This window comes from Nocardia sp. NPDC050799 (assembly GCF_040654015.1).
Lineage (GTDB): Bacteria > Actinomycetota > Actinomycetes > Mycobacteriales > Mycobacteriaceae > Nocardia.
Map to the genome: position 1 here is coordinate 1 of NZ_JBFAHF010000062.1, position 25,623 is coordinate 25,623.

At 68.0% G+C, this 25,623-nt stretch carries 23 protein-coding genes; 12 read left to right on the top strand and 11 right to left on the bottom strand.

All coding sequences use genetic code 11. The annotated features are described in order from the left end of the window. Nucleotides 1-212: 212 nt before the first annotated feature. Entirely contained in the window at nt 213-1,034 is an 822-nt protein-coding gene (locus tag AB0H42_RS34040) for a crotonase/enoyl-CoA hydratase family protein (RefSeq protein WP_357063566.1), read from the bottom strand. 140 nt (nt 1,035-1,174) lie between these two features. Here AB0H42_RS34040 and AB0H42_RS34045 point away from each other — a divergent pair, with 140 nt between their 5' ends. From AB0H42_RS34045 to AB0H42_RS34060, 4 genes are all read left to right on the top strand, one after another. Further along, nucleotides 1,175-1,648 carry a YbaK/EbsC family protein gene (locus tag AB0H42_RS34045; protein ID WP_357063567.1) on the top strand — a complete coding sequence of 158 codons (474 nt, stop codon included), beginning with the start codon at nt 1,175-1,177 and terminating at the stop codon, nt 1,646-1,648. A gap of 156 nt (nt 1,649-1,804) precedes the next feature. Next, a complete protein-coding gene (locus tag AB0H42_RS34050) occupies nt 1,805-2,281 on the top strand; it encodes a flavin reductase family protein (RefSeq protein WP_357063622.1) in 477 nt (158 codons plus the stop codon). 141 nt (nt 2,282-2,422) lie between these two features. Then, nucleotides 2,423-6,331 carry a Pls/PosA family non-ribosomal peptide synthetase gene (locus AB0H42_RS34055; protein WP_357063570.1) on the top strand — a complete coding sequence of 1,303 codons (3,909 nt, stop codon included), beginning with the start codon at nt 2,423-2,425 and terminating at the stop codon, nt 6,329-6,331. Then, complete coding sequence (locus AB0H42_RS34060; protein ID WP_357063573.1) at nt 6,331-7,686, top strand: M1 family metallopeptidase; 1,356 nt, start codon at nt 6,331-6,333, stop codon at nt 7,684-7,686. The genes AB0H42_RS34055 and AB0H42_RS34060 overlap by 1 nt, the downstream gene beginning before the upstream one ends. Here AB0H42_RS34060 and AB0H42_RS34065 read toward each other — a convergent pair. Beyond that, nucleotides 7,671-7,859 carry a hypothetical protein gene (locus AB0H42_RS34065; protein WP_357063576.1) on the bottom strand — a complete coding sequence of 63 codons (189 nt, stop codon included), beginning with the start codon at nt 7,857-7,859 and terminating at the stop codon, nt 7,671-7,673. The two genes, AB0H42_RS34060 and AB0H42_RS34065, sit on opposite strands and share 16 nt — an antisense overlap. A gap of 14 nt (nt 7,860-7,873) precedes the next feature. Next, nucleotides 7,874-8,362 (bottom strand): DUF2752 domain-containing protein, encoded by a 489-nt coding sequence (locus AB0H42_RS34070; RefSeq protein ID WP_357063579.1) that lies wholly within the window; start codon nt 8,360-8,362, stop codon nt 7,874-7,876. 285 nt (nt 8,363-8,647) lie between these two features. Here AB0H42_RS34070 and AB0H42_RS34075 point away from each other — a divergent pair, with 285 nt between their 5' ends. Both AB0H42_RS34075 and AB0H42_RS34080 read left to right on the top strand, forming a co-directional pair. After that, nucleotides 8,648-9,700, top strand: a complete 1,053-nt coding sequence (locus AB0H42_RS34075; RefSeq protein WP_357063582.1) for an alpha/beta hydrolase — start codon at nt 8,648-8,650, stop codon at nt 9,698-9,700. Between the two features lie 141 nt (nt 9,701-9,841). Next, complete coding sequence (locus AB0H42_RS34080; RefSeq protein WP_357063585.1) at nt 9,842-10,762, top strand: NADP-dependent oxidoreductase; 921 nt, start codon at nt 9,842-9,844, stop codon at nt 10,760-10,762. Nucleotides 10,763-10,858: 96 nt separating this feature from the next. On the opposite strand, the gene AB0H42_RS34085 is transcribed toward AB0H42_RS34080, so the two are convergent. After that, nucleotides 10,859-11,485, bottom strand: coding sequence for a hypothetical protein (locus tag AB0H42_RS34085; RefSeq protein ID WP_357063587.1), 627 nt, complete (start codon nt 11,483-11,485; stop codon nt 10,859-10,861). Nucleotides 11,486-11,797: 312 nt separating this feature from the next. Between AB0H42_RS34085 and AB0H42_RS34090 the strand changes: the two genes are divergently transcribed. Both AB0H42_RS34090 and AB0H42_RS34095 read left to right on the top strand, forming a co-directional pair. Continuing rightward, entirely contained in the window at nt 11,798-12,115 is a 318-nt protein-coding gene (locus AB0H42_RS34090; RefSeq protein ID WP_357063589.1) for a recombinase family protein, read from the top strand. Nucleotides 12,116-12,238: 123 nt separating this feature from the next. After that, complete coding sequence (locus tag AB0H42_RS34095; RefSeq protein WP_357063592.1) at nt 12,239-13,174, top strand: site-specific integrase; 936 nt, start codon at nt 12,239-12,241, stop codon at nt 13,172-13,174. 129 nt (nt 13,175-13,303) lie between these two features. Here the strand turns inward: AB0H42_RS34095 and AB0H42_RS34100 are convergent, their stop codons facing one another. From AB0H42_RS34100 to AB0H42_RS34120, 5 genes are all read right to left on the bottom strand, one after another. Next, nucleotides 13,304-14,347, bottom strand: a complete 1,044-nt coding sequence (locus tag AB0H42_RS34100) for a hypothetical protein (RefSeq protein WP_357063595.1) — start codon at nt 14,345-14,347, stop codon at nt 13,304-13,306. Between the two features lie 9 nt (nt 14,348-14,356). Next, nucleotides 14,357-15,052, bottom strand: a complete 696-nt coding sequence (locus tag AB0H42_RS34105) for an NAD(P)H-binding protein (protein ID WP_357063598.1) — start codon at nt 15,050-15,052, stop codon at nt 14,357-14,359. Nucleotides 15,053-15,066: 14 nt separating this feature from the next. Then, nucleotides 15,067-15,333: a hypothetical protein gene (locus AB0H42_RS34110; RefSeq protein ID WP_357063600.1), complete on the bottom strand. Its 267-nt coding sequence runs from the start codon at nt 15,331-15,333 to the stop codon at nt 15,067-15,069. 35 nt (nt 15,334-15,368) lie between these two features. After that, nucleotides 15,369-16,322, bottom strand: a complete 954-nt coding sequence (locus AB0H42_RS34115) for an RNA polymerase sigma-70 factor (RefSeq protein WP_357063602.1) — start codon at nt 16,320-16,322, stop codon at nt 15,369-15,371. 108 nt (nt 16,323-16,430) lie between these two features. Beyond that, complete coding sequence (locus tag AB0H42_RS34120; protein WP_357063605.1) at nt 16,431-17,621, bottom strand: FAD-dependent oxidoreductase; 1,191 nt, start codon at nt 17,619-17,621, stop codon at nt 16,431-16,433. 263 nt (nt 17,622-17,884) lie between these two features. On the opposite strand from AB0H42_RS34120, the gene AB0H42_RS34125 reads away from it, so the two are divergent. Beyond that, on the top strand, nt 17,885-19,108 hold the full coding sequence (locus AB0H42_RS34125; protein ID WP_357063607.1) for an FAD-dependent oxidoreductase: 1,224 nt from the start codon (nt 17,885-17,887) through the stop codon (nt 19,106-19,108). Between the two features lie 35 nt (nt 19,109-19,143). Further along, a complete protein-coding gene (locus AB0H42_RS34130; RefSeq protein ID WP_357063610.1) occupies nt 19,144-19,662 on the top strand; it encodes a hypothetical protein in 519 nt (172 codons plus the stop codon). 273 nt (nt 19,663-19,935) lie between these two features. Here AB0H42_RS34130 and AB0H42_RS34135 read toward each other — a convergent pair whose 3' ends face one another. Next, the gene (locus tag AB0H42_RS34135; protein WP_357063613.1) at nt 19,936-22,971 is read right to left on the bottom strand and encodes a Tn3 family transposase; all 3,036 of its coding nucleotides are present in this window, start codon (nt 22,969-22,971) and stop codon (nt 19,936-19,938) included. A gap of 60 nt (nt 22,972-23,031) precedes the next feature. Between AB0H42_RS34135 and AB0H42_RS34140 the strand changes: the two genes are divergently transcribed. Then, nucleotides 23,032-24,039 (top strand): carboxylesterase family protein, encoded by a 1,008-nt coding sequence (locus AB0H42_RS34140; RefSeq protein ID WP_357063624.1) that lies wholly within the window; start codon nt 23,032-23,034, stop codon nt 24,037-24,039. A gap of 54 nt (nt 24,040-24,093) precedes the next feature. Here the strand turns inward: AB0H42_RS34140 and AB0H42_RS34145 are convergent, their stop codons facing one another. Then, nucleotides 24,094-24,849, bottom strand: a complete 756-nt coding sequence (locus tag AB0H42_RS34145) for an HIT family protein (RefSeq protein WP_357063616.1) — start codon at nt 24,847-24,849, stop codon at nt 24,094-24,096. Nucleotides 24,850-24,974: 125 nt separating this feature from the next. Between AB0H42_RS34145 and AB0H42_RS34150 the strand changes: the two genes are divergently transcribed. After that, nucleotides 24,975-25,484 (top strand): AAA family ATPase, encoded by a 510-nt coding sequence (locus AB0H42_RS34150; protein ID WP_357063619.1) that lies wholly within the window; start codon nt 24,975-24,977, stop codon nt 25,482-25,484. Nucleotides 25,485-25,623 lie beyond the last annotated feature (139 nt).

Sequence of the window (25,623 nt, forward strand, 5' to 3'; positions counted from 1 at the left end):
GGCCTCGAGACTCGAGCCTTCGGCTCATGCGCTTTCGAGGCCGAAACGGCGAGACGGGCCTCAACCCTTGGAGGTGTCTCGTAAAACTCGACGCAGGGGGTTGCGTCGGCAGTCGACGTCCGGGGCCGCATGGTGACTCGATCGCCCGGGCTGACCTCGCATCCGGGCCCGCAGGCAGCCGTACTCGGCAAGACCCGCCGAGGGCGCGGCGTTCAGCGGCCTTTGTATTCCGGGGTCCGCTTCTCGAAGACCGCTTGGATGGCTTCCGTCAGGTCCTCGGACGGCAGGAAGGCGGCGTTCCAGGCCGAGACGTAGCGCAGGCCTTCGGCTACCGCGGCGGAGTTCCGTTGTCCCAATACATCCTTTACGCCCTGCACCACCAGCGGTGGGTTCGCGGCGATTTCGCGTGCGGTGGCGTGAGCTGCTTCCAGTGCGGCCTCCTGGTCGGCGAAGACGTCGTTGACCAGGCCGATCTTCTCCGCCCGGGCGGCGTCGATGTCCTTGGCCGTGAAGGCCAGTTCACGCAGGTGACCCTCCGCGATGATCCCGGGCAGCCGCTGTAGCGAACCCACATCGGCCACGATGGCGACCTTCGCCTCGCGCAGGCTGAACTTCGCCTCCGCGCTGGCGTAGCGAATATCGGCGGCGGCGATCAGGTCCAGGCCGCCGCCGATGCACCAGCCGGACACCGCGGCGATCACCGGTTTGCGGCATTCGGCGACAGCGGTGATCGAGGCCTGCAGACGCCGGATATCGGCGAGGAAATCGGTCCGCGGGGCGGCCAGCGCGCGGTCGGCCATCAGCGGGCCGAAGGTGCCGCTCATCGCGGGCAGATCCAGGCCGTAGGAGAAGTGCTTCCCGGAGCCGGTGAGCACAACGGCCCGGACCTCGGGGTCGGCGTCGAGGCCGTGGAAGATCTCCGGCAGCTCCCGCCAGAAATCCGGGCCCATCGCATTACCTTTACCCGGCCCGGTGAGAGTCACCCGGGCGACGTGATCGTCGGTTTCGACGGTGAAAGCCTGCCAATCTGTCATCTGCCCAGCCTAAGGGGGCACGGCGGGCGGCGGGCACTGGACCGGCCGCGGTCCCCGGCCCGGACCGGGGGCCGAAAAGACCTCGCCCGGTGAGTGGGGAAAGTCGCGCGGGACACTGTGTATCGCTCTACCCTGTGCCCATGCGCAGGTCGCTTCCACAGATAACCTGCCGGGTCTCGGATACTTTGATCGCGCGCGGTCACCACGGGCTGATCGTCACCGCGCCGGAAACGGCGACCGGTCCCGCGGAGACCGCCGAGGCAATGGAGGTGGAACTCGGGGCGCTCGTGCATTCGGAGGTCTTCCTACTCGGCGACGAACCGATCCTGCTGCTGGTCTCGGCGGCGCACCGAGTGGATCCGGAACGCACCGGCGCGCGCCTCGAGGGCACGCTGATTCCCGCACCGCCCCATCTGGTGATGCGCTACACCGGCCAGCCGCCGGGCAGCGTCGCGCCCATCGGGCATCCGGCGAACCTGCCCACCTGGGTGGATTCGCGACTGTCGGGTCACCGCGAACTGTGGGCCGCCGGCGGCAGCCCGGGGACCGTCTTCCGCACCTCGTACACCGAGCTGCTGCGGATCACGGCGGGGCTGTCCCTCGACCTGGATTGACCTCGCTCACCGCCCTCCCGGACAGTGGACCAGCTCGCTGCGGCGCGCCGTTCCGGGCGTAGCGTCGGCGAGGTGACCGAAGTACCACGGCCCGACACCGGAATCCGGATCCCCGACGACCTCAGCGGTATCACCGCCGAGCAGTACCGCGCCTCGATGCGCCACTACCCGTCCGGCGTCACCATCGTGACACTCGGCTCGGCCGCCGGTCCGGTCGGTTTCACGGCGACCTCGTTCGCCTCGCTGTCCCTGGACCCGCCGCTCGTCTCGTTCAACATCAGCCACACGTCCTCGAGTCTGGCGGCATTGACCGCCGCCGAGTCCGTGGTGATCCATTTCCTCGGGGAGCACCAGCGTCACCTGGCCCAGCGTTTCGCCCGGACCGCCGCGCACCGGTTCAACGATCCCGCGCTGTGGAGCGCCCTGGATACCGGCGAACCGGTGCTGCACGGCACCCCGCTGTGGCTGCGCACCACCGTGGAGCAGCTCATCCCGATCGGTGATCACACCTTCGTGGTCGGCCGGGTGGTCCGGGTGCACGACGACACCGGCGAGGAAGCATCCGCGGCCCCCCTGCTGTATTACAACGGCCGGTACTACCGGCCGACCCTGCTCGCCGACGACGTGGAGTAGCGGCCCCGCCCTCCCCGCTGACATCGGGTGTTACCCGTGGCCGAGTAATCTGTTCACCCGGTCGACCGCTGTTTGCCGTGCGGTAACCCTCGTATGAGAGAACCAGTCCGTCGGCTGGGCGATGGAAGGTGGACCGGACAGATGCGGACGCAGCTGGATGCGGAGAGCGCGCTACGGCGGGCCGAGGCCGCGCCACCGGCGCGCACCCTGGTCGATATCGTCGCCGGGACGGCCGCCGAATATCCCGACGCCCCCGCGATCGCCACGGCGGACCGCACCCTGACCTACGCGGAACTGCGCGCCGAGATCGAGAACTCGGTCCGGGACCTGGCCGCCGCCGGGGTGGGCCGCGGCGACCGGGTGGGCGTGCGTATGCCCTCGGGTACCTGGGAGCTCTACCTCACCATCCTGGCGGTGTTGCACGCCGGTGCGGCCTACGTCCCGGTGGACGCCGACGATCCCGCGGAGCGGGCCGACCTGGTCTTCACCGAGGCCCGGGTGACGGCCGTGGTGACGGCCGACGGCATCCGGCCGGTAGCCGGACGTCCGGATCCGGCGGAAGCCGGCGAAGGTGCCGACCGGGCGCCCACGGTGGACGACGATGCCTGGATCATCTTCACCTCGGGCTCCACCGGCACTCCCAAGGGTGTCGCGGTGACCCATCGCAACGCGGCCGCTTTCGTCGACGCCGAGGCCCGCATGTTCCTCCGGGACGCGCCGCTCGGGCCCGGCGACCGTGTCCTGGCCGGCCTCTCGGTCGCTTTCGACGCCTCCTGTGAGGAGATGTGGCTGGCCTGGCGGCACGGTGCCTGTCTGGTGCCCGCGCCGCGCGCGCTGGTCCGCACCGGCGCCGATCTCGGCCCGTGGCTGGTCCGGCAGGGCATCACCGTGGTGTCCACCGTCCCGACCCTGGCCGCGACCTGGCCCCCCGAGGCCCTGGAATCGGTCCGGCTGTTCATCTTCGGTGGTGAGGCGGTGCCTCCGGAACTGGCCGAACGTCTGGCCGACCCCGACCGAGAGGTGTGGAACACCTACGGCCCCACCGAGGCCACCGTGGTCGCCTGCGCCGCGCTGCTGGACGGCACCGGGCCGGTGCGGATCGGTCTGCCGCTGGACGGCTGGGATCTGGTGGTGGTCGGCGCCGACGGCGCACCGGTCGGCGAAGGCGAAACCGGGGAACTGGTGATCGGCGGGGTCGGGCTGGCCCGCTATCTCGATCCGGCGAAGGACGCCGAGAAGTACGCGCCCCTGCACACGCTGGGCTGGGACCGCGCCTACCGCAGCGGCGACCTGGTCCGTAACGAGGAGGCCGGACTGATCTTCCTCGGCCGGGCCGACGATCAGGTGAAGATCGGCGGCCGCCGGATCGAACTCGGCGAGATCGACAACGCGCTACAGCATCTACCGGGGGTCAGCGGCGCGGCCGCCGCGGTGCGGGCCACGGCGACCGGTGCGCCGGTCCTGATCGGCTATCTCACCGGTGTCGCCGCGGACTACGACCTGACCGCCGCCCGCGCCCGGCTCGCCGGGCAGCTCCCGGCCCCGCTGATCCCCCGGCTGGTGGTCGTCCCGGAATTGCCGACCCGCACCTCGGGCAAGGTCGACCGGAACGCGCTGCCCTGGCCTCTCGCCGACGCCGACAGCGGAGTCGACCACGGGCTCACCGGCACCGCGGCCTGGGTCGCGCAGCTGTGGACCGATGTCCTCGGTGCCGAGATCACCGGCGCCGACGCCGATTTCTTCGCACTCGGCGGCGGTTCGCTGTCGGCGGCGCAACTGGTCACCGGGCTGCGGGCACGGTACCCGCGGGTCACGGTGGCCGATGTGTACGACCATCCCCGCCTCGGCGCGCTCACCGAACTGCTCGACCAGAGCGCCCCGGCCGCTGCCGCGCAGACCCGCCCGGTCCGTCCCACCCCGCCCTCGGCGCAATGGATCCAGGTGCTGGCCACCCTCGCGCTGACGACGCTCACCGGCCTGCAATGGGTCACCTGGCTGGCCGTCGTCTCCGGGGTGGCCGCGTGGTTCGAGCTGTTGCCCTGGCTGCCGCGCCTGTCCTGGTGGTGGACCGCGCTGTTGTTCCTGATCTTCATCACCCCGCTCGGCCGGATGGCGATCTGTGTGGTGGGCGCCCGGACCCTGCTCGCGGGCGTGCGGCCGGGCAGTTATCCACGCGGCGGTTCGGTTCACCTGCGGCTGTGGGCGGCGGTCCGGCTGGCGGAGGCCAGTGGGGCGGAAAACCTCTCCGGAGCGCCGTGGATGGGTCCGTTCGCGCGCGCCCTCGGCGCGAAGGTGGGGAAGGGTGTCGATCTGCACACGCTGCCCCCGGTGACCGGCATGCTCGAGCTGCGTGACGGCTGCAGTGTCGAACCCGAGGTCGACCTGTCCGGTTACTGGATCGACGGCGATACCGTGCACATCGGTTCGATCGTGGTCGGCCGGGGCGCGGTGGTGGGCGCCCGATCGGTGCTGCTGCCCGGGACCCGGATCGGCCGCGACGCCGAGATCGCGGCGGGTTCTGCGGTGTCCGGCAAGGTGAAGGCCGGTCAGGAATGGGCGGGTTCACCGGCGGTGAAGGTCGGGAAGGCCCGGCACCGCTGGCCCGCGGAGACGCCGGAGCGGGCCGTGCACTGGGTCCTGGCCTTCGGGATCGGTTCGCTGGCGCTGGGGGCGCTGCCGCTGTTCGGGCTCGCGGCGGGTCTGGCCGTGATCGCCTGGGGTATCCGGGACACCGCGGATTTCACGGACGCCCTGCTGCCCGCCTTCCTGTGGCTACCGGTCGCCACCGTGTTCAGCCTGATGGTCTACGCCGTGGCAACGGTCGTCGCGGTCCGGCTGCTCAGTATCGGACTCACCGAGGGTTACCACCCGGTGCGCAGCCGGGTGGGCTGGCAGGTCTGGGCCACCGAACGCCTGCTGGACTCCGCCCGCACCTTCCTGTTCCCCCTCTACGCCTCGCTGCTCACCCCGGTCTGGCTGCGCCTGCTGGGCGCGAAGGTCGGCAAACGGGTGGAGGCGTCCACGGTGCTACTGCTGCCCAAGTTCACCACCGTCGCCGACGGCGCCTTCCTGGCCGACGACACCATGATCGCCAGTTACGAGCTCGGCGGGGGCTGGTTGCACATCGGGGAGGCCAAGGTCGGTAAACGCGCGTTCCTGGGCAATTCCGGAATGGCCGCGCCGGGCCGGCGGGTGCCGAAGAACGGCCTGGTCGCGGTGCTGTCGGCGGCGCCGACCAAGGCGAAGGCCGGCTCGTCCTGGCTGGGCAGCCCGCCGGTCCGGTTGCGCCGGGCCGCGGGTACCGCCGATACCGACCGCACCTTCGATCCGCCGCTGCGGCTGCGCGTCTTCCGCGGGGCATTCGAGACCTGCCGCCTCGCCGCGGTCGTGGTGACCTTCGCCATCGGCCTCGGCGTCCTGCTGGCGCTGGCCCGGCTGGCCGACCGTTTCGGCTATCCGGCGGCGGCACTGCTGTCCGGGGTGGTGCTGATGGTCGCGGGCGCGGTGGCCTGTGCGAGCGCGGTCACCGCGAAATGGGTGCTGGTCGGGCGGATCCGGGCCGGTGAGCATCCGCTGTGGAGTTCGTTCGTCTGGCGTAACGAGGTGTCGGACGCGTTCGTGGAAACCGTCGCGGCGCCCTGGTTCGCCCGCGCGGCGACCGGTACGCCCGTACTGAACCTCTGGTTGCGCGCGCTCGGCGCGAAGATCGGCCGCGGGGTATGGTGCGAATCCTATTGGCTTCCGGAGGCAGACCTGGTGACACTCGGTGACGGCGCGACCGTGGAACGCGGCTGCGTGGTACAGACCCACCTGTTCCACGACCGCATCATGGCCATGGACACCGTGACCCTGGAGCCCGGCGCCACCCTCGGGCCGCACTGCGTCGCCCTGCCCGCCGCCACTCTCGGCGCGGCCGCCACCGTGGGCCCGGCCTCGCTGGTGATGCGCGGCGATACCGTACCGGCCTCCACCAGATGGTGGGGCAACCCCATCGCCCCCTGGACCGGCCCGGCGGCCGACTCCGAATCCGACGAGGACACGGACAGCTGATGGGGAGCAGGTTCTACGACGCCCCCATCGACGACTACCTACCGCAGAACGGAAACAGGGGTTATCGGGTATCGCGGTACGAACTGGACCTCAACTACAAGGTGGCCAGTAACCGGCTCGCCGGGCGGGCGGTGATCACGGCCGTCACCACCGCCGAACGCCCACGCTTCTCCCTCGATCTGTCCCAAGCGCTGGCGGTGTCGAAGGTACTGGTCAATGGCGGCAAAGCCGGCAAGTACATCCACCAGCGCGGCAAACTCACCGTGACCCCGCGCGAGCGGATACCCGCGGGCGGAATCCTGCAACTGGTGGTGCAGTACGCCGGCGCCCCGAAACCGGTCCGCGGGCCCTGGGGCGAGGTCGGCTGGGAAGAACTCACCGAGGGGTCGCTGGTGGCCAGCCAGCCCAACGGCGCCGCATCCTGGTTTCCCTGCGACGACCATCCCAGCTCGAAGGCGAGCTACCGGATCTCCATCACCACCGATACGCCGTACTTCACCCTCGCCAACGGCGAACTGGTCGGCAAACAGACCAAAGCCGGCCAGACCACCTGGGTCTACGAACAAACCGAGCCGATGGCGAGCTACCTGGCCACCGTGCAGATCGGGCGCTATCGCCGACACCAGCTCACCGACCGGCGCACACCCGTCCCGATCCACGCGGTGATACCGACGTCGCTGCGCGCGGCCTTCGACCACGATTTCGCCCGGCAACCCGAGATGATGTCGGTGTTCGGCGAACTGTTCGGCCCGTATCCGTTCCAGAGTTATTCGGTCGTGGTCACCGAGGACGAACTCGAGATCCCGATCGAGGCACAGGGCATCTCCGTATTCGGCGCCAACCACTGCGACGGCCGCCGCGGGGCCGAACGCCTGGTCGCGCACGAGCTCGCCCACCAGTGGTTCGGCAACAGCCTCACCATCCAGCACTGGTGCGATATCTGGTTGCACGAGGGTTTCGCCTGCTACGCGGAGTGGATCTGGTCGGAGGCCGCGCACGGGCCCAGCGCCGATCAGCTGGCCCGCGCGGCCTGGCACACCCTCCGCCGGGAACCACAGAACATCGTGGTCGGCGATCCCGGACCCGAGCTGATGTTCGACGACCGGGTCTACAAGCGCGGCGCTCTCACGCTCCACGCCCTGCGGCTGGAGCTGGGTGATACCGCGTTCTTCCGGCTCATCCGCGATTGGACCGCCCGCCACCGGCACGCCTCGGTCTCCACCGAGGAGTTCACCGACCTGGTCGGCCACTACAGCGTGGTACCCATGCAGCCGCTGTGGCAGGAATGGCTCTATGCCGAACCGCTGCCGCAGCTGCCGCCGGTCGGCGGCAGTGCGGGTCAGAACACCAGGTAGCGACCCGCGAGTTGTTCGACGAGTGGATCGTCGTCGGCGACGCTGTTCAGCGCCTCGAGGTCGGCGACCACCGAGATGAGCCGTGGGTCCTCGGGTTCGGCACCCATCGGGCCGTCCTCGGTCAGTTGCCGCAGCAATTTTTCGCGGATCCGATCCTTGAGTGAATCGCGCATCTGAACCTTTTCTGTCAGACCGGCGTCAGCCAGGTGCCCCAGGGGGTATTGCGTACCACCGTGTAGACGGCGATCGAGCCGAGCAGCGTCCACATCGTGAGGCTGCTGATTCCGGGCACGCGCGGTCCTTCGCCCCGCCACGCCCGGATCGCCCAATCGCCCACCCACAACACGTAGAGCGTCAGCACCGGCAGCGCCAGCAGGTTGCTGTGCAGGGAATCGACGATATGTCCCTCGGTCAGGTTGTGTACTGCGCGCATACCCCCGCAACCCGGGCAGTACACACCGAACAGGGCATAGACCGGGCACAGCCCGTACGCGCCCTCGATATGCGGGTCGCGGACGTGCAGCAAGAGCACCGCCGCGGCCGCCGCGGCCGCCGCCGCCCCGGGCAGCAACAGTCCACGCCACCCGGACAACCCGGCACCCCTGTCCGGCCCGGCCGCTTCCGGAACCCCTGGGCCCACGAGCTCGCGCGGGTCGGCTGCGTCCGAGTCGTTCACGACCTTCACGGTAGTCGCGGCCCGCGGGTTGACGCCACAACCACCGGAGGTGGTTGCTCCGGTTGCATCGAAACAGGCTCGATTGCGTCGGAACAGACCGTGGATGCATCGGAACAGGCATAGAACATCGGCAGGATGGGCAACCTGGAGCTAACAGAGCCCTGCACCGGCCCGATATCCGGGGACAACGACAACATCCTGGATGGAAGACCCGGAACGGCGCTTGCTCTTGTAAGCACCCAGCTTGCAGGGTTACCGTGTCAGCAGGCACAAAGGAGTGTTCTGATGCTGGTGAAATCGATAACCGCGCTGTCGCAGGCGCATCAAGGCGCACTAACCGCCCCGTACCGAGCTACGTTGCGCGCGCGCCGATTCCGGACGGCCCACTACAACGCGCCGGCCGCGCATCCCGAGGTCGTTCCCGTCACCACTGCCGACGGCGCCCGCCTGCGCGTGCACTCCTACGGTCCCGCCGATGCCGAGCCGATCGTGCTCGTCCACGGCTGGAGCTGTTGTATCGAGTACTGGCACCCCCAGATCAACGCCTTCGGCGACCGCTATCGCGTGATCGCCTACGATCAGCGTGGCCACGGCGACAGCACCCTCGGTCGCGCACCGCTGGGCGACCGCACCCTCGCCGACGATCTCGCCGCCGTCCTCGACGCGACCCTGCGGCCGGGTCAGCAGGCACTGCTGGTCGGGCACAGCATGGGTGGTATCACCCTGCAGGCCTGGGCCGCCCGCCATCCCGGCCAGGTGGACCGGCGCGCCCGCGCGGTCGTGCTGGCCAACACCTCCTCGGGCAATATCCGCTACGACACCGATCTGCTACCGCTGCTGAACAAGCCGCTCAGCCTGGGAAGCCAGCCGCTGAGTCTGCTCGGGTCGCCGATCCGGCTGCCGATGATCGTCGCGGAGTCCATCCTCACCACACCCCTGCCCCTACCCGGCGGCTGGGCGGCCCGCGAGATTCTGAAAGAACGCATCATGGCCCGCGGCGCCACCAACGAACAGGCCGAATTCGCCTTGAACATCGTGCGTTCGTGCCGTCCGCTGGCTCGCGGCCGGCACGCCGCGATCCTGGCGGATCTGCAGCTCGGGGCGGCCGCGGCGAATCTGACCGTGCCCACCACGATTATCGCCGGTCGCTACGACCGCCTGCTGCCCGAGCGGATGTCACGTCTCATCGCCGACACCATGATCGAGGCCGGCCACCGGCCCGATTACCAGGTCTGGCCCACCGGCCACCTGGGCAATATCGAGCGGATCGACCATTTCAACAACGAGCTGACCGCCATCCTGAACCGCACCAGCCCCCGGTCCGCGGCCGCGGGCTGAGCGGGAAGTCCCCGAGTCCGGTCAGTGTCGCCCGGCTCGGCGGACCCTCCGCACCGGTCGGCCGCCGCCGTACGGACTGCGGAATATCGCTTGCGGCGCGTCGTTGCACGCAATGACGACCGCAACCGTTAGGACTGGACTATGCGCGCAGCGACCTACGACCGCTACACCACCGACAACAGCGATATCCAGGTGCGGGACCTGCCGAAACCCAAAGTTTTTCCGGGTTCGGTACTGATCGAGGTGCGCGCGGCCGGGGTGAACCCGGTCGACTGGAAACTGATGTCGGGTGCGCTGGACGGTCTGATCGATGCGACCTTCCCGGTGATCCCGGGCTGGGACGTCGCCGGGATCGTGGTCGGCAAGGGCACGGACACCCCGGAATTCGAGGTCGGTGACGAAGTACTGGCCTACGCCCGCAAAGACGTCCTCAAGGACGGCACCTTCGCCGAACTGGTCGCCGTCCCGGCGGCGCGCGTGGCCCGCAAACCGGCGGATCTGCCCTGGGAGCAGGCCGGCGCGCTCCCCCTGGCCGGCGGCACCGCCCTGCGCACCCTCGATCTTCTCCAGGTCACCGCCGAGGACACCGTGCTCATCCATGCCGCGGCCGGCGGAGTGGGGAGCCTGGGCGTCCAGATCGCCCGGGCGCGCGGCGCCCGCGTCCTGGGTACCGCCTCCGAGCGTAACCACGATTTCCTACGCGAACTCGGCGCCGAACCGGTGGCCTACGGGGAGGGTGTGATCGAGCGCATCCGCGAACTCGCCCCGGACGGTGTGCGGGCGGTGGCCGATTTCGCCGGCGGCCAGCTCGACACCACCCTGGCCGTCCTGGCGAAGAACGGGCGCCATGCCTCGATCGCCGACGGCTCGGTGACCGAACACGGCGGCCATGCGGTCTGGGTTCGCCCCGACGGCACCCAGACCCAGCGCCTGGCCGACCTTGCCGCCAAGGGCGACCTCGTGGTCCCGGTCGCGGCGACCTTCTCCCTGGAGGAAGTCGCCGACGCTTTCGCCGCGGGCCAGTCGGGCCATACCCGCGGCAAGAACGTCATCGTGCTTTGACTCCGTCACCATGAGTTCGGTCCGGCAGGGGGTTCCGGTAGTAACCGCCGAAAAACCAACGGATATGGCGTAGTTGCTGGTCAGTGTCGGCTGCGTTCAGCTCGCCTGCACCTTGTCGATCTCCTTGCCGACGCGAACGAGAGCGTCGTAATGATGGGCTTTGCCGTGCACGATCAGGTAGGCCAAGACCTCGTCCTTGTCGAGCAAGGACCGCTCCTGCAGCTCACCTAGGAGGTGGCGCAGATCCCGTAGTCCGTAAGCGTCGCCCCAGCCGTTGTTGCCCGCGAATTCGATCCGCTCCAGCAGCTGCTGGTGTTCAGCCGAACGGTCGACCGCGTGAATCCTCTTCTCGATCAGGTTGACTGCCCCGATCTCGTCAGCCCACCGCGAGGACGAGAATCCCGCGTCTTCCACGACCGCGATCGGCGCGTTCCGCGCGAACTCGGTGGCGAGCGCGAGTTCCCGCTGCCCTGGTGCGTACACCAGAGCGGGACGGCCGTAGCCGATCCCGGACTGGTTCGAGTTCTTCGGAGTCAGGACGGGACGGCCTTTGGCGTAGGTGTTCAACGGCGCGCAGAAGGTGAGGGTGTTCTTCTGGGGGACAACGACGATCGTGCCGCGGGCATCGACATGGTCGAGAAAGGCGATAGCGAGCTCGACTGCTCGGTTGTACCCGTGCTCAGGCTGGATGGGGATGTAGGCGGCGCGGGGGAGTTCGGTCACCGAGGCACCGTATAGCAGGACCGCCTCGGCCGGAGCGTCCTTGAGGCGGTCCTGCCGGCGAACCCACTGTCGATAGCACCGTGGGGGTGAACTGACGCAGGTAGTTGTAGGAGGAGTCCAGCGCGGCCAGATGCCCGTGATCACTGGCAACCGCGGTTTGGCCTGTGCGATTGCCGCCCGCCACCGCTCCCACGCGGTGGTCGATGAGGAGATCAGCACCACAGGCCGAACCAGACCTCACCAGCGGCCAGCTGCGGCTACGCCATATCCGTTGATTTTTCGGCGGTTACTACCGGAACCCCGTGCAAGAAGGTGTTCGCCGACAAGAAGTCCGGCAAGGACTCCGAGCGTGAACAGTTGGCGGCGTGCCTGGACTATATGCGCGTCGGCGACACCCTCGTGGTCGCCTCCCTGGACCGGCTCGGCCGCTCTCTGCAGGACCTGATTTCGATCGTGGCCGATCTGCGCCGCCGCGGTATCGGGTTCCGGTCGCTGCACGAATCCCTGGACACGACCACGCCGGGTGGGCGGTTGGTGTTTCATGTGTTCGCCGCGCTGGCCGAGTTCATTCGCGAGCTGATCGTGGACGGCACGGGGGTCGGGGAGCATCGACCGGAAATCCGGCGCTAGCGATTTATGGCAGATAGTGGCCCACTATCTGCCATAGACTGCGAGTCGTCCTGGCGCAACACCGCGTCCGTGCCGGGAAGACTCGGGAAACTATCTGCCGTAGTGTGTCGGAGGTCGGTTCGGATGGGTGTCGTGCGCAAACTGCCGAGCGCAGCGGCCGGGGTTCGGCTGGCCGATTCGGTTCGGATGTTTCTGTCGACGATCACCGTCGACAACACCCGCCGCGGGTATGGGGTCGCGCTCGATCGGCTCGTGCGGGACTTCGGCGCGGACACCGATGTGGCGCTCCTGGCGAGGGAACCGGATCGAGTATCGGGCTGGTTCGTGTTCGTGTGGGGTGCGAAATCGCCGAAGACGTTCAACCTGCGGCTGACCGCCCTGGCGTCGGCGTGTGGGTGGTGGCGCGAACAGGGCTGGCTCGCCGGTGACCCGTTGGTGCGGTTGCGGGCACGGCCGGTCGCCCCCGATCGCAGCCGGGCGATGACCCACGACGAAGTAGCCGAGCTGCTCGTTTCTGAGGCGCCGCTGCGGGAACGGACGCTGTGGACGATGTTGTATGAGACCGCTGCTCGCGCCGAGGAGATCTTGACCCTCGATGTCACCGACCTCGATACGGTGAACCGCCGCGCCACCGTGGTCCGCAAGGGCGGCGGCCGCGACGTGATCTATTGGCAGACCGGCACCGCGCGGTTGCTGCCGCGGTTGGTCGCTGGTCGTAAACGCGGTCCGCTGTTCCTGACCGATCGCAAGGCGAAACCATCTGTGGCACTGACCGATGTCGACCCGAGCACGCAACGTGCCCGGTTGTCGTACCGGCGGGCGGCGACCCTGTTCGAGGAACACACCGAGCGGATGAAGCGAGGCCCGTTCACGCTGCATCAACTACGGCACAGCAAACTGACTCACGCCGCGGAGGCCGGTGCCTCCACCCCGATGCTGATGGCGTTGTCCGGGCATACGTCGGTGCGCAGCCTGGCCAAGTACACCAGGGTCTCGGCCGAGGCACTGGGACGATGGCAGGCATCAACGGATCCCGCATCGCGGCGTCGAGACCAGTGAAGGGGCCGCTGTCGGAGCGGCCCCCTGGTCTAGCGAGACGGTGCAGCCGGGGTCGGGCAGGCCGGCGAAGAACTCGGTGAGTATCGCGTTGTCTTCGTCGCTGCGGGTCACGTGGCGACGGTCTGGGAATTACGCTTGCTGGTACTCCTTTCGAATTGCACGTTCGGGGTTCGAGGTGGCGCGGTGTGCGCGCAGGCTGCCGATAAGGCACAGCGCCACCCCGAGTGTGGCCCAGACGACCAGGACGGTGACGGCGGGGGCAGCGCCGCGGCCGTCGAAGAAGGCAGTCGATCGCAGTAGCCGACCACCCGCCCCGGGCGGCAGCAGCTGCCCGAGTGCGCCGGACCGGCCGGGCAGCATTTCGGGGGCGGTACCCATCCCCGAAAGCGGATTGCCGATGAGCATCATGGTCACGGCGCCGATCCCGATTCCGGCGTATCCGAACACCGACTCGAGCCCGAGAACGGTCAGGGCGACCGCCGCGATGCTCAACGCGACAGCGCCGGCATTGGCCGGGTAGGAGCCGCTCAGCGAGCCGAACCAGAACTGCAGGATCCCCGCCACGGCCAGGCCGGCGGTGACCGCGAAGCCCAGCGTCCCGGCGACGCGGCGACCGGTGCCGCGCACAAGCCTGGTCAGCAGCACCGCGGCGAACAGGCCACCCATGACCAGCGGCAGAGCACCGGCGGACAGGCCGGCGCCGCGCGAGTCGTCGGCGGGCAGGGCGGCAAGGTCGCGGACTGCCACCGGCGTCCCGGCACTGCCGCCCTGCCCGAGCCCGGTCGCCATGGCCTGCAGGGTTTGGGCGACCGCGGTACTGGCGGCGGAGGCAACGATGACCTGCGGGGCGCCGGCGCTGAGATCTATCGCTCCGTACACCTGCCGGTCGTAGATGAGTTGTTCCGCGCTCGCGGTGTCGGCGACTTCGGTGATGTCGAAGCCGCCCGACGCGCGCTGCTCGAGCGCGGTCCTGACCTGGGCGACCGCGGTGGCCGGCCCGGCCACGGCGATCGGCACATCGTGCACCGAGGACCGCACCGACGGCCAAGCGAAGGCGATGAGCAATACGCTGGTGATCGTCGTGAGCACGACGACCGCTCCGGCCACGGTCGGCCATCGTGACGGTAGCGTGTCGGTGATGAGGGCGGTCTTACCGGTCGAGTGCAGATCCATTGCGATCCTTCAATGTTTGGCCAGTGCTTCGCGACGAATCCACTGGAACAGGGTGGGGTTGTTGGCGGTGGTGATGACGCTGACCGTTGTGCGCAGGTGGCGGTCGTCGTCCAGCACGGCCAGCAGGCTCGCCGCCAGGTCGACGCGGGCCGTGAACCGACCGTCGGCGTGGCCTTCGACGACGGTGTAGTCGGTGACCGCCGGCAGATGGTAGAGCCCGTTCGGGCGCACGATCGTCCAGTCCAGATCGGTAGCGCGGATCAGCGTTTCCATCCGTCGCATGTCGTCGTAGAGCGTCTTGCCCAGCACCCTCGTCACATACGGCAACAACACCTGGTTGAACAGGACCCCGCCGTCGGAGTACGGATGCGGATCGACTCCGCTGGAGCTGACCACGGCGAGCCGACGCACCCCATGCCGCCCCATCGCGGCGGTGATATTGGCCGCACCACGCGAATAGGTGCTGATCGGTTCTTTCCCGGCGGGAACCCCGAGCGTCGACAGCACCGCATCCCGCTGCGCCACGACGGCATCGACGGCCACCGGATCGAGCACATCGGCACCGATCACCTCAAGCCGATCATGGTGCAGCGGAAACGATTCCGGCTGCCGGGTGACCGCAGTGACCTGATGCCCGGCAGCCAGTGCCTGGCTGGTGAGCAGGCGACCGGTGGGACCATTGGCGCCGAAGACAGTGATACGCATGACGCGTGTCCTTCCTAAAAGCTGGAGATACCAGGGCGACGCGCTGTGGACGCCCATTTCCTCGAGCGCGCCCGCGCCGCGTCCGGCGCGGGCGCCCGGCGGACGGCTGCGCAGTCGCCGGAGGCGAAGATCCGTTCGTCGCTTGTGCTGCACAGGAATTCGGCAACTTCGCTCACCTCGTCATCGATGATCTCGACCGATACGCTGGTGATCGGTAAGCAGCTGACGGCTGCGGCCACGGTCGGCCAGCGTGTCGGTGGCGAGGGGCGCCGAGTGGTCATGTCTACTCCTCGAAGGGGTCGGTTAGCGGCCGGTTTCAGTGCAGGGTGAGTGGGGTTTCGGCGTCGATGTGGGTCAGTTTGTGCGGGTTGCGGACGAAATACAGGCCGGCGATGCGGGTGTCTTCGACGCGCACGGCGAGGATGCCGTCGAACTCCCCGTCGATGTGCAGCGCCAATGCGGGGCTGCCGTTGATCGCGGTCGGTTCGACGGTGAGCGCGACGTCGTGCTTGGTGAGGCCCCCGACCACGAACCGTGCCACCTTGTCCGCGCCGATGACGGGCCGTGGCATGGCCTGCTTGATGCCGCCGCCGTCGCTGATCGCCACCACCTCGGGGGCGAGTACGTCGAGCAGGCCCTGCAGGTCCCGGGTCTCGAGCGCGCGCCGGAACGCTTCGACAGCCGCTTGCGCCTCGCGCGCGGTGACCGCGCGGCGCGGTCGGCGGGCTTCGACGTGACGGCGGGCGCGGTGCGCGATCTGGTGCACGGCGGCGGGGGATTTGTCCACCGCGGCCGCGATCTCTGCATAGCCCAACCCGAACGCTTCGCGCAGCACGAATACCGCTCGTTCGGTCGGGGTCAAAGTCTCGAGCACGACCATCAGCCCCATCGACACGCTTTCGGCGAGTTCCACATCGGCGGCCACATCCGGAGTGGTGAGCAGCGGCTCCGGCAGCCAGGAGCCGACGTACGCCTCCCGGCGGCGCTTCACCGAACGCAGCCGGTTGAGCGCCTGCCGCGTGGTGATCCGAACCAGGTAGGCGCGCTGGTCGTCGACATGCGCCGCGTCGACGCCGACCCAGCGCAACCAGGTTTCCTGCAGGACGTCGTCGGCGTCTGCCGCGGATCCGAGCATCTCGTAGGCGACGGTGAACAGCAGATTTCGGTGCGCGACAAACGTTTCCGTCGCCGCGAGGGTGGCGTGGTCACCGTCGCTCGCGGCCTCGGCCCCGGTCCGCGGTCGCGCACCGTATTCACCTGTCGTGTGCATGATTCCTCTCCTGGAGGTCGTGGGCCGGTACGGGCGCACGATGCGCGGCATTCTCGATTCGAACGCTGCCGCACACCGAGGCACTGGTGACAATGGCGAAACCGGCGTCTACGCGCTCGGTGTCGTCACGTTCTCATTCCGGGCCCTTAGCAGGGCGGGCCGGTGTTCACCATCCTTGGGCCAGTGGTGCGAGCCGGGCTTATGCGCCTCGGTCACCAGGTGCTTGACGCTCGCGGCGCAGGAGAATTCCTTGAGCTTGCGGCCCATGAATCCGGTGAAATACCACCGCTTTGCCGTGTCGTCCTTATGAAGGAGTTGGAAGATCCCGGCCCCGCGGCCGAAACTGAAGCACATGGCCTGGAATGCCAGGTCGATCGGCGCCGGCCGCTCATCCGCGATCCGGGTCAGCACCGTGTCGGCGGCGTGGGCTCCCAGGCATCCAGCGATGTAGGCACTCATCCGGAACGGCAGGTCCGACGGCGCCGACGCGTCGCCCGCCGCGATGATGCGATCGCTGTCGATGCTGGTCAGTGTCTCGTCGGTGAGCAGCCGCCCGGCGGCGTCGGTGCGCAGCCCGCTACGGTCGGCCAGATCGGGCACACCGAAACCCGCAGCCCAAATGGTGACCTGACTCGCCAAGGTGCGGCCGTCACCGAGTTCCACGGTTCCCGACCTCACCGCGGTGACCGAGGTATTCGGGCCTTCGATCACCTCGACGCCCAGTTCGGCGAGGTATTTTCGGGCTGTGCGCCGAGCGCTGGAGTGCAGGTACGGGCCGACGACACCGCCGCAGACCAGCCTGACACTGCGACCCTGTTCCGCGAGTTCCGCAGCGGTCTCGATACCTACCGGGCCGCCCCCGACGACCGTCACCGTGGTCGTCACAGGCGTGTCGAAGAGCACCGACCGCAGCCGCTGCGCGGCCTCCAAAGTCGCGACCGGATAAGCGAATTCGGCCGATCCCGGCACCTGCGGTCCGCCGCTGAGGCTGCCTACTGCGTAGATCAGGTAGTCGTAGCCGATGCTGCCACCCTCGGCGAGGGTCACGGTGCGCCCGGTCGCGTCGATGTGCGTCACGTTGTCGACCACCAGCTCGACGCCCTCGGCGAGTACCTCCTGGTAGTCGGCGATCGCATCGTGGGTCCCGCCCACCAGCTGGTGCAGCCGCAGCCGTGGTACGAAGACCTGCCGCGGATTGATCACGGTCACCGTCACATCGTCGTGCTGCCTTACCCGATTCGCCGCCATCACTCCGGCGTATCCGCCGCCGACCACGATCACCTCGATGCTCTTGCTCATGGTGTCTCCTTCGATCCGAGTGGGTCGAGAACAAGACACCGCATCGACGATAATCCTGACATGTTGTGAAGTAGATCACAGTATCGTTCGGTCTGTGGGCTTGCGGGCTCGCCGTGCGATCGATACGCCGACGGTTTCGCATGGAGATCGTCGGCCGGATGGGGCTTCGAGATGTGATTCACATCACTGGTCGGGTCTGTCAGAAAATCGCGACTTGCGGTGTCTCGTTCAGCAAGCACGCGAACCAGACAGGAGTCTCAACCATGAAACACCGCATCGTCGTTCTCGGCGCCGGATACGCCGGAGCCTTCTCCGCCACATTCCTGGCCCGCCAGCTCCACTCCGACGACTTCGAGATCACCGTGATCAACGCCGAACCCGATTTCGTCGAGCGGCTGCGCCTGCATCAGCTCGCCGCCGGGCAGGAGCTGCGCCACCGGCCGCTGGCGAAGGTATTCGCGGGCACCGGCATCCGGCTACGACTGGCACGCGTCACCAGCGTCGACGCCGAGCACCGGACTGTCACCGTCGCCGACGGCGACAGTATCGACCGGCTCGAATACGACACCCTGCTCTACGCGCTCGGCAGCACCACCGCAGACCACGGCGTTCCCGGCGTCGGCGAGCACGCCTACCATGTGGCAGCGCGGCCGGCCGCGCTGCGCCTGCGCGCACACCTGGACGAGCTGGACGAGGGCGGGCACGTGCTGGTGGTCGGCGGCAATCTGACCGCGATCGAGGCGGCCACCGAGCTCGCCGAATCCCGGCCAGGGCTTCGGGTCAGCCTCGTTACCCGCGGCGAACTGGGCAGCTGGCTGGGCCCCAAGGCCCGCCGTCACATGCTGCGCGCCTTCGAGCGGCTCGATATCACGGTCCAGGAGCACACCGCGATCGAGCGCGTCGAGAAAGCTGGGGCGATCGACGCCGACGGCACCGCGTTCGCCTCCGACGCGACCGTGTGGGCCGCGGGCTTCGCCGTCCACCCGATCGCTGCCGCCAGCGGCCTGCAGGTGGAACCCAACGGACAGATCACAGTAGACCAGCAGATGCGGTCGGTCTCACACCCGGACGTATACGCCGCCGGTGACAGCGTCTTCATCATCGGCGAGAACGGCCTGCCGTACCCGATGTCGTGTGCTTCGGCGGGACCCACCAGCAAGGCCGCGACGGTTGCGATCATCGGGGACCTGACCGGCCGCAAAGTCGCGCCGACCACCTTTTCCTATATCGGCAACCACATCAGCCTCGGCCGCAACGATGGGCTCTTCCAGCTGGTCGACGGTGATGCGCGAGCGAAGCCGGGAGCCCTACGCGGCCGGGCGGCCGCACTCGTCAAGTCGGCGATCATCGATACCGCCGCCTGGGCTGTGAGCCACCCGACCTTCGGAAAGCCGAATCATAAGTACCGCCTGGCAACCACCCGAGAGCACTCGCCCCACGTGGTCGCCGGACACATCCAATCCGAGACCCCACTCACCCAACGATGAATATCGTTCACGGCTATACCATCCGAGAAGGAGACATGACCGACACCACGATCCAGTTCACCGACCGTCCGGCCGCGGGTCCGGGTACGAGCGAGGCGCGCGACGCGATCCAGGCCAGCCTCGACAGGGCCGTCGAGGCCGGCCTGCTCGCGATGGCCGTCGGCCGCTTGGCGGGTGGCGCGGCGAGCCGCGTTACCCCGAGCGGCACAGCACGGTTCTTCGGCGCAGCCGCGGAGCGGTCCCCAGAGCTCGACTACGTCGTCCGCGTGTGCGGGATCCGAGCCGTGGCCCTAGGCCTCGGCTATCTGTCGACCACGGGCGACGCCCGCCGTCGCTGGCAGCAGCTCGCCCTTCTCTGCGACATCTCCGACACCGTGGCGGGAATCGGCGACCTGGTGCGGGGCAAGGTCCCGCGCAGCACCGCCCTTGGGGCGACGCTGCGCGCCGGCATCTTCGCCGCCATCGGCGCCGCACGGATCGCCCACTACCGCGGGACTGTCCCGAGATCAGTCGACGCCCCACCGCCGACCCATGCCGAAGTCCTGCCAAAGTAGCTCAGCGAGCTGTTGTCCGGTGCCAGTGATTCATCCTTGGTGTGAGTGCTCTGACCTGCGATAATCTCGGGGCAGGCGTTGACATCGAGGTTGGGTTGGCCGGTATCGCTGAGCCAGATGTCGTGGTGCGTGCAGACTTTGGGTGAACCGGCAGGTGGACGGGAATGGTTTCCCGGACGCCGCGGCGGGCTGCGCAGTAGCGGCAGGCGGTGGCCGCGCGGAGTGATCCGCTGGTGTCGGTGCCGCCGAAGAGGTGATCGCTGCCGCGAACCCCTACTCCTCGCCGGGGGCGTCGCGGTCGCGCAGCGGCCGGACCCGACCGCCCAGCTCGGGAAGCACGAAGCTGTAGTGCCCGTCCAGGCCGAGGTGGGATCGGATGAACGCCGAGAGCCGCTCCACATCGGCATCGAGCACAGGGTAGCCCTGCTCGCGCAGCGCGCCGAGGGCTTGGTTGAGGTAGACGGTGTTCCACAGCACTACGCAGTTCAAGATCAGCCCGAGGGCGGAGAGCTGGTCTTCCATGCCCTCGTAGTAGGCCTGGTGCATCTCGCCCTTCTTGCCGTGATACACCGACCGGGCGAGGTCGTGGCGGCCTTCGGTGAGGTTCGATTGACGCTTGCCCTCATGCCGGTAGGGTTCGTCGTCGGCCAGGCGCAGCACGTGCAGGGTTTTGAAGATCCGGCCGTAGCCGGCGATGGCCTCGCCCAAGGCGGTGGGGCGGCCGTCGCGGGAGATCATGCGGGTGACCTCGTGGGCGGAGACTTCACCGGTGTTGATCGAGACCGCGACCCGGCACATGTCGTCCCAATGGGTCGCGATCTTGTCCAGGTTGATCACCCCGCGGGCGGTGGTGTTCAACGGCCCGTAGTCGGCGCGGGTGTCGACGCGCCACAGCCGTTGATCAGGCAGATTCGCCAGCTTCGGCCGGTATTGGAATCCCAGCAGGTGCAGCAGCCCGAACACGATGTCGCTGTAGGAGCCGGTGTCGGTGATGATCACTTCCGGTGTCGGGCCGCCACGCTGGGAGAACACCACATCGATCATGTTCAGCGAGTCCCGCGGTGTGCCCGAAACGACTCGTGCTGCCAAACCTGCGGACTGGTCGTTGAGCATGTTCAACCAGGTGATCCCGCTCCGGCGGCCGAAGTACTTCGGATTCGGGCGGGCGTGATGGGTGCGCACCGGCACCACGAACCGCATCCCGTCGATCGAGGCCACCAGCCCGCCACCCCATGCCTGGGCCAGGTCGATCCCGGCTTGGGCGTCGACGAGTACCGCGTTGGCCGCGGCGAGGGTTTCGGCGCGGATGTAGCACTGGTCCACATGCAGCAGCCGGTCGCGTGTCAGCGCCGATGCCCCGGGGGTGGTGACGGGTTTGAACCCGACGTTCATCGCGTGCCCGCACAACACCGCCGCGACCGATAACCCTAGGTCAGCGACCCGGGCGCGCTCGCCCGAGACATGGGTGAACGCTTCGATGAACTCCGGATGCCAGCTCATCACCTCCATCACCAGTTCGGGAAGGTCGACCTCGGGCAGCATCGCCTCCATCCGCCGACGCAGATCGATCAGCGACGCCGGTTCGGGTGTGGCGGCCAGCGACGCCACATGCAGCCGACCCTCGGCATCGATGCTGGCTGCGCTGTCCTCACCCAACCGCGCCGCCAGCTCCCGATACGCCGTATCCACCTGCGCAGCGTGTTCGGCGAGGACACTGGTCGGGTCGGCGGGCAGGTTCAACGCGTTCATACCGGCATCGCGGGCCGATTCCCACACCGCACCGGCCAGCAGATGCGCGCGCGGATCCCGCCACCGTTGCGAGTCCACCGCGAAGATGCTGCGGTGCTTGAGATGGCGATGGAACTGTTCGAGTACGCACATCGCGTACGCGGCCTTGTCCACCGTCGCCTCGGGTCGATCGGCGGCGTACACCAGTCGTCGCCAGGCGCCCGTGATCAGGTCGTGGTCGACCAAGCGCGCGTCGAGCAGGTGCGCGGGCAGCTTGCCGTACGCCCGCACGGTCAACAATTCGGCAAGCGTCGTCATCGCAGCCAGTACCAGCGCACCGTCAGGGGTCGCGCCGAACCGCACCCTGGCCATCAACCCAGGCAGGAAAGGGCGGACCGTGGACAGCTTCCCGGCCAGCTCCGTCAGCCGTTGCCCGTCCAACTCCGAATCCCCGGCCGGCACCAGCTCGTCGATCGCCTCGACCGCGTGACGCAACTCCGAACAGGTCACCGTCTGCTCGATCAGGTCCACAACCACACCCAAACCGATGTCTTGATCGACCTCGACCATCTCCAACAGCACCTTCACCGCCGCGGCGAGCTTGCCGGCGTTGCGCGACACCCTCGGGTAGCGGCGCAGCTTCTCATCCTTGGATTGGCGTTCGGCCTTGGCCAGCAGCTGGGTCGTCATCAGCAGATCGAACACCTCGAGCACGTCATCGACCGCCCGCGCCGTCATCGCTTTCGAGGTCGCGGCCAACACCGCGATCCGCTGCGTGCGTGGCTCCAACCTGCGCAACGCCGAGGCTTTCGCCGAAAGCCCGTAGGTGGCCAGCCCGGTCAACCGGCGCGGCGGGACCATGCTCAGATCCACCCGGCCCATCCCGATCGCCTCGACATCGGCCAACCGGTTCAGCGCCTTGATCACACCCTTCCACGACGTGCGGAACGTGCTCTTACGCAACCGCTCCAGCTCACTGACCCGCGTCTTGGAATCCGCCGGAAGCTCCAACAACCGAACCAGGGCGACGACCGAACTCTGCCCGACCTGATCGGTGACCTGAACCCACAGCCGTGCATCAGCCGCCGTCCGGCCTTCAGCGACCAACGCCTCCAGCGTGGTGATGCCAGGCAGCAGCGCGTTACGTGAGCGCAGCCAGTCCACCGCACCGGCGAAGATCGCTTTCGGGCCGTCACCGGTCATCCACGCCTGATCGGCGATCCACGCCGCCAATTCTGCCGAGACATCGGAGAATGGCCGTATCCCATACTCGCGCTGAATCTCCCACGCGTGCTCGAGCCTGGTCTTGTCCCGCTCGGTGTAGCGTTTCACACACGAGGGGTCCTCGATCTCTAGCTGTTCGGCCAGATACTCGATCAGCTCCGGCGGAACGTCGAGCGGATCAGTCAGAAACATGCCGACATTGCGTACCGTGACGACCTGAACCGCGAACCCCAACCGGTTGCAATCCCGGCGCCGGGCAGCGATCAGCCTGCGGTCCTCGTCGTCGAGGTAGCAGTACCGCTCCAGATCCTGCCGGGACAACACCCCGAACTGGCCATAGCCGCCTTCACCTATCACCGCGACATGAAATCACCTACAGCCCAACACCGCTCACCGAATCGGCAGCGCTAGCGCCGGATTTCCGCCGGATGCTTCCCTGCCCCCGGGAACCCGGGCAACGTCACAGTGTTCGGCCAGTCCGCCGGCGCGGGATGTATCGCCGCACTCATGGCGATGCCGACCGCGGCCGGGCTGTTTCATCGCGCCATCCCGCAGAGCGTTCCGGGCACCTTCTTCTCCCCGGAACTCGCGGCCGCCATTTCCACCGCGATCGCGGCCGAAGCCGGTACCCGGGCCACCATCGAGGACCTGGCCGGCGTCGACCCCCGCGCGCTGGTCGACGCCAAGAACACGATCCTGGAGAAGATGCCCGCATTCGTCGACGCCTGGGGGCCGATGGCGTTAACACCGACACCGTTCTCACCCGTCGTCGACGGCGAAGTCCTGCCCGAGGCACCGTGGCCGGCGCTCGCCGCCGGCGCCGCCCGAGACATCGACCTACTCGTAGGTCACACCCGCGACGAATACCGGCTGTTCAACACCCAGCTCGGCATCGAGATGACCGACGAACAAGTCAAACCAACCCTGAGGCGGCTCGCACCCGGTCCCGACGGCGACCGCCGTTATCGCGACGTCTACCCCGAGGCCACCCCCTCCGAACTCTACGAGCTCGTCCACGCCGACTGGCTGTTCCGCATGCCCACCGTGCACCTCGCCGACGCACAGTACGCCGGCGGTGGTTCCGTCTGGCTCTACGAACTGTGCTGGAGTTTCAACCGCGAGCAAGGCGCCTCCCACAGCCTCGACTTCCTGCTCGTATTCGGCACCCTCCGCCCCGACGACGTCCGCGCACACCGGTCAGCACATCTCGACGCCGCCGACCAGGTCACCGCCGTCTCCCGGCATATGCGCACCGACTGGCTGAACTTCGCCACCCACGGCAACCCCGGCTGGCCCCACTACGACCCAGCCGACCACACCACCCGCGTCTACGACACCAAACCGGCTACCCGCCCCTACCCCGAGGAGCCCTCCCGCCGGGCCTGGTCCACTCACCGATTCGACACCCTGCCACTGCTCCACTGAAGCCGAGCTGGCGGGCGCCGTGCGTGCAGGCGGCCTCTTGGCAAGGGCTCTTCTTCAGCTTGATAGGCCCCTCGGCTGGGTCAGGGCGGCCATGCCGGCTCCCACCTTCTGTGCCAGTTCGTCGAGCTCTGCCTTTTCGATGACGAGGTAGTCGGATTTGTCGACTGCGGCAAACTGCTGTTCGCGGAAGGGCATCCCGGGTGGGAGAGGCGCCACGTGCCAGTGAACGTGATCGACGCCTTGCATGCTGCCGAAACTGAACACGTAGAGGCGCTCGGTGGGCGTGATCTGGGCGAGGACCCGACCAAGGCGATGGACGCGCAACTGCAGTGCCAGGTAATCGTCCTCGGTGAAGTCCGAGACGACATTCGTCGCGTGGCGTCGAGGCGCGAGCAGGCAATAGGCATAGAGGCGGGGCCAGGGCGGAAAGAACACGATGCAGTGCTCGTCGCGATAGGCGACGGTTTCGCGCGTGCGAGTTGTCTGCTCGTCGGCCAGCTCACAGATGAAACACCGACCGGCGGCGTTGTCGGCTTGGATTCTGTCGACGTAGGCAGCGGTATCGATCGTCGCGGTCGGCCTACCGCCGACCGTGCTGGAACTCCCTGTTCCAGGGCGTTGTGCCGATTTGTTCTGTGGCTCCATGACTACCCTTGCTCCATTTCGTGGTGTGGCCGGGTCTTCGATCTCATGCATGGTCGCTGGCGAGGGCAGGCGGCTCATGTTGATGCCCAGCGATTTCGCGGCCCCCTGGTTCAGCTTGGCATTGCGGGCGATGATCTGCGCTATGTCCCGGGACTCGACGAACACCCGTCCCGCGCGAGGAGACCGACCCGCTGTCAACGTTGGCGCGAGGCGCCGGCAGGAAGCGCAAAGGCGGGCGGTGGCGATATTGTGCTGTCCACCCCCGTTCGAGAGTGACAGAATCCGCGTCTGTGAACGTGCCTCGGATCGTGGTGTTGAACGGCCCTGCCGGTGTGGGCAAGACGACCGTTGGAAGGCGGTTGGCTGCACGGTCGGCCAACGGCGTGTGCATCGTCGGAGACTCGTTGCGCGAGTTCGTTGTCACTCGTGACGATCGGCGGCCGAAGGGGCTGGCATCTCAGGCGGCCGCGGCGCTGATCGAGGTGTACGCGCGGTCGGGGTTCGAGTTGATCGTCTTCGACTTCGTTTTCGAAGGCCGGGAGCATCTTCGACCTTTTCGTGCCGCGCTCTCCCCGGCGCTGGACTTCACTGTCGTGACTTTGTGGGCCGATCGTGAGGTAATCGAGTCCCGTAAAGCATTGCGCAGCCGAGGAGACGAACACGCCACCGGCCAGGTCGGGCACCGCTACGAACTCATGCGAGCCAACCTTTCCGATTTGGGGGCTATCGTTTCCGCTGCCGAATCTGTCCCCGACATCGTGTCTGCGATCGAAAACCACCTGATGGTCCGTCGACCATAGGTCAAGGTCGGTGTGCGGTGCCGACGCCTGCCGAACTGTCCATTAATTGATGAACAGTCTCGACTATGCCCCCGTCGATCTCACGCCTCCTGCAGGAGGTGGGGGCAGCAATCCTGGTGTGGCCGCGGTTTCGGAAGGA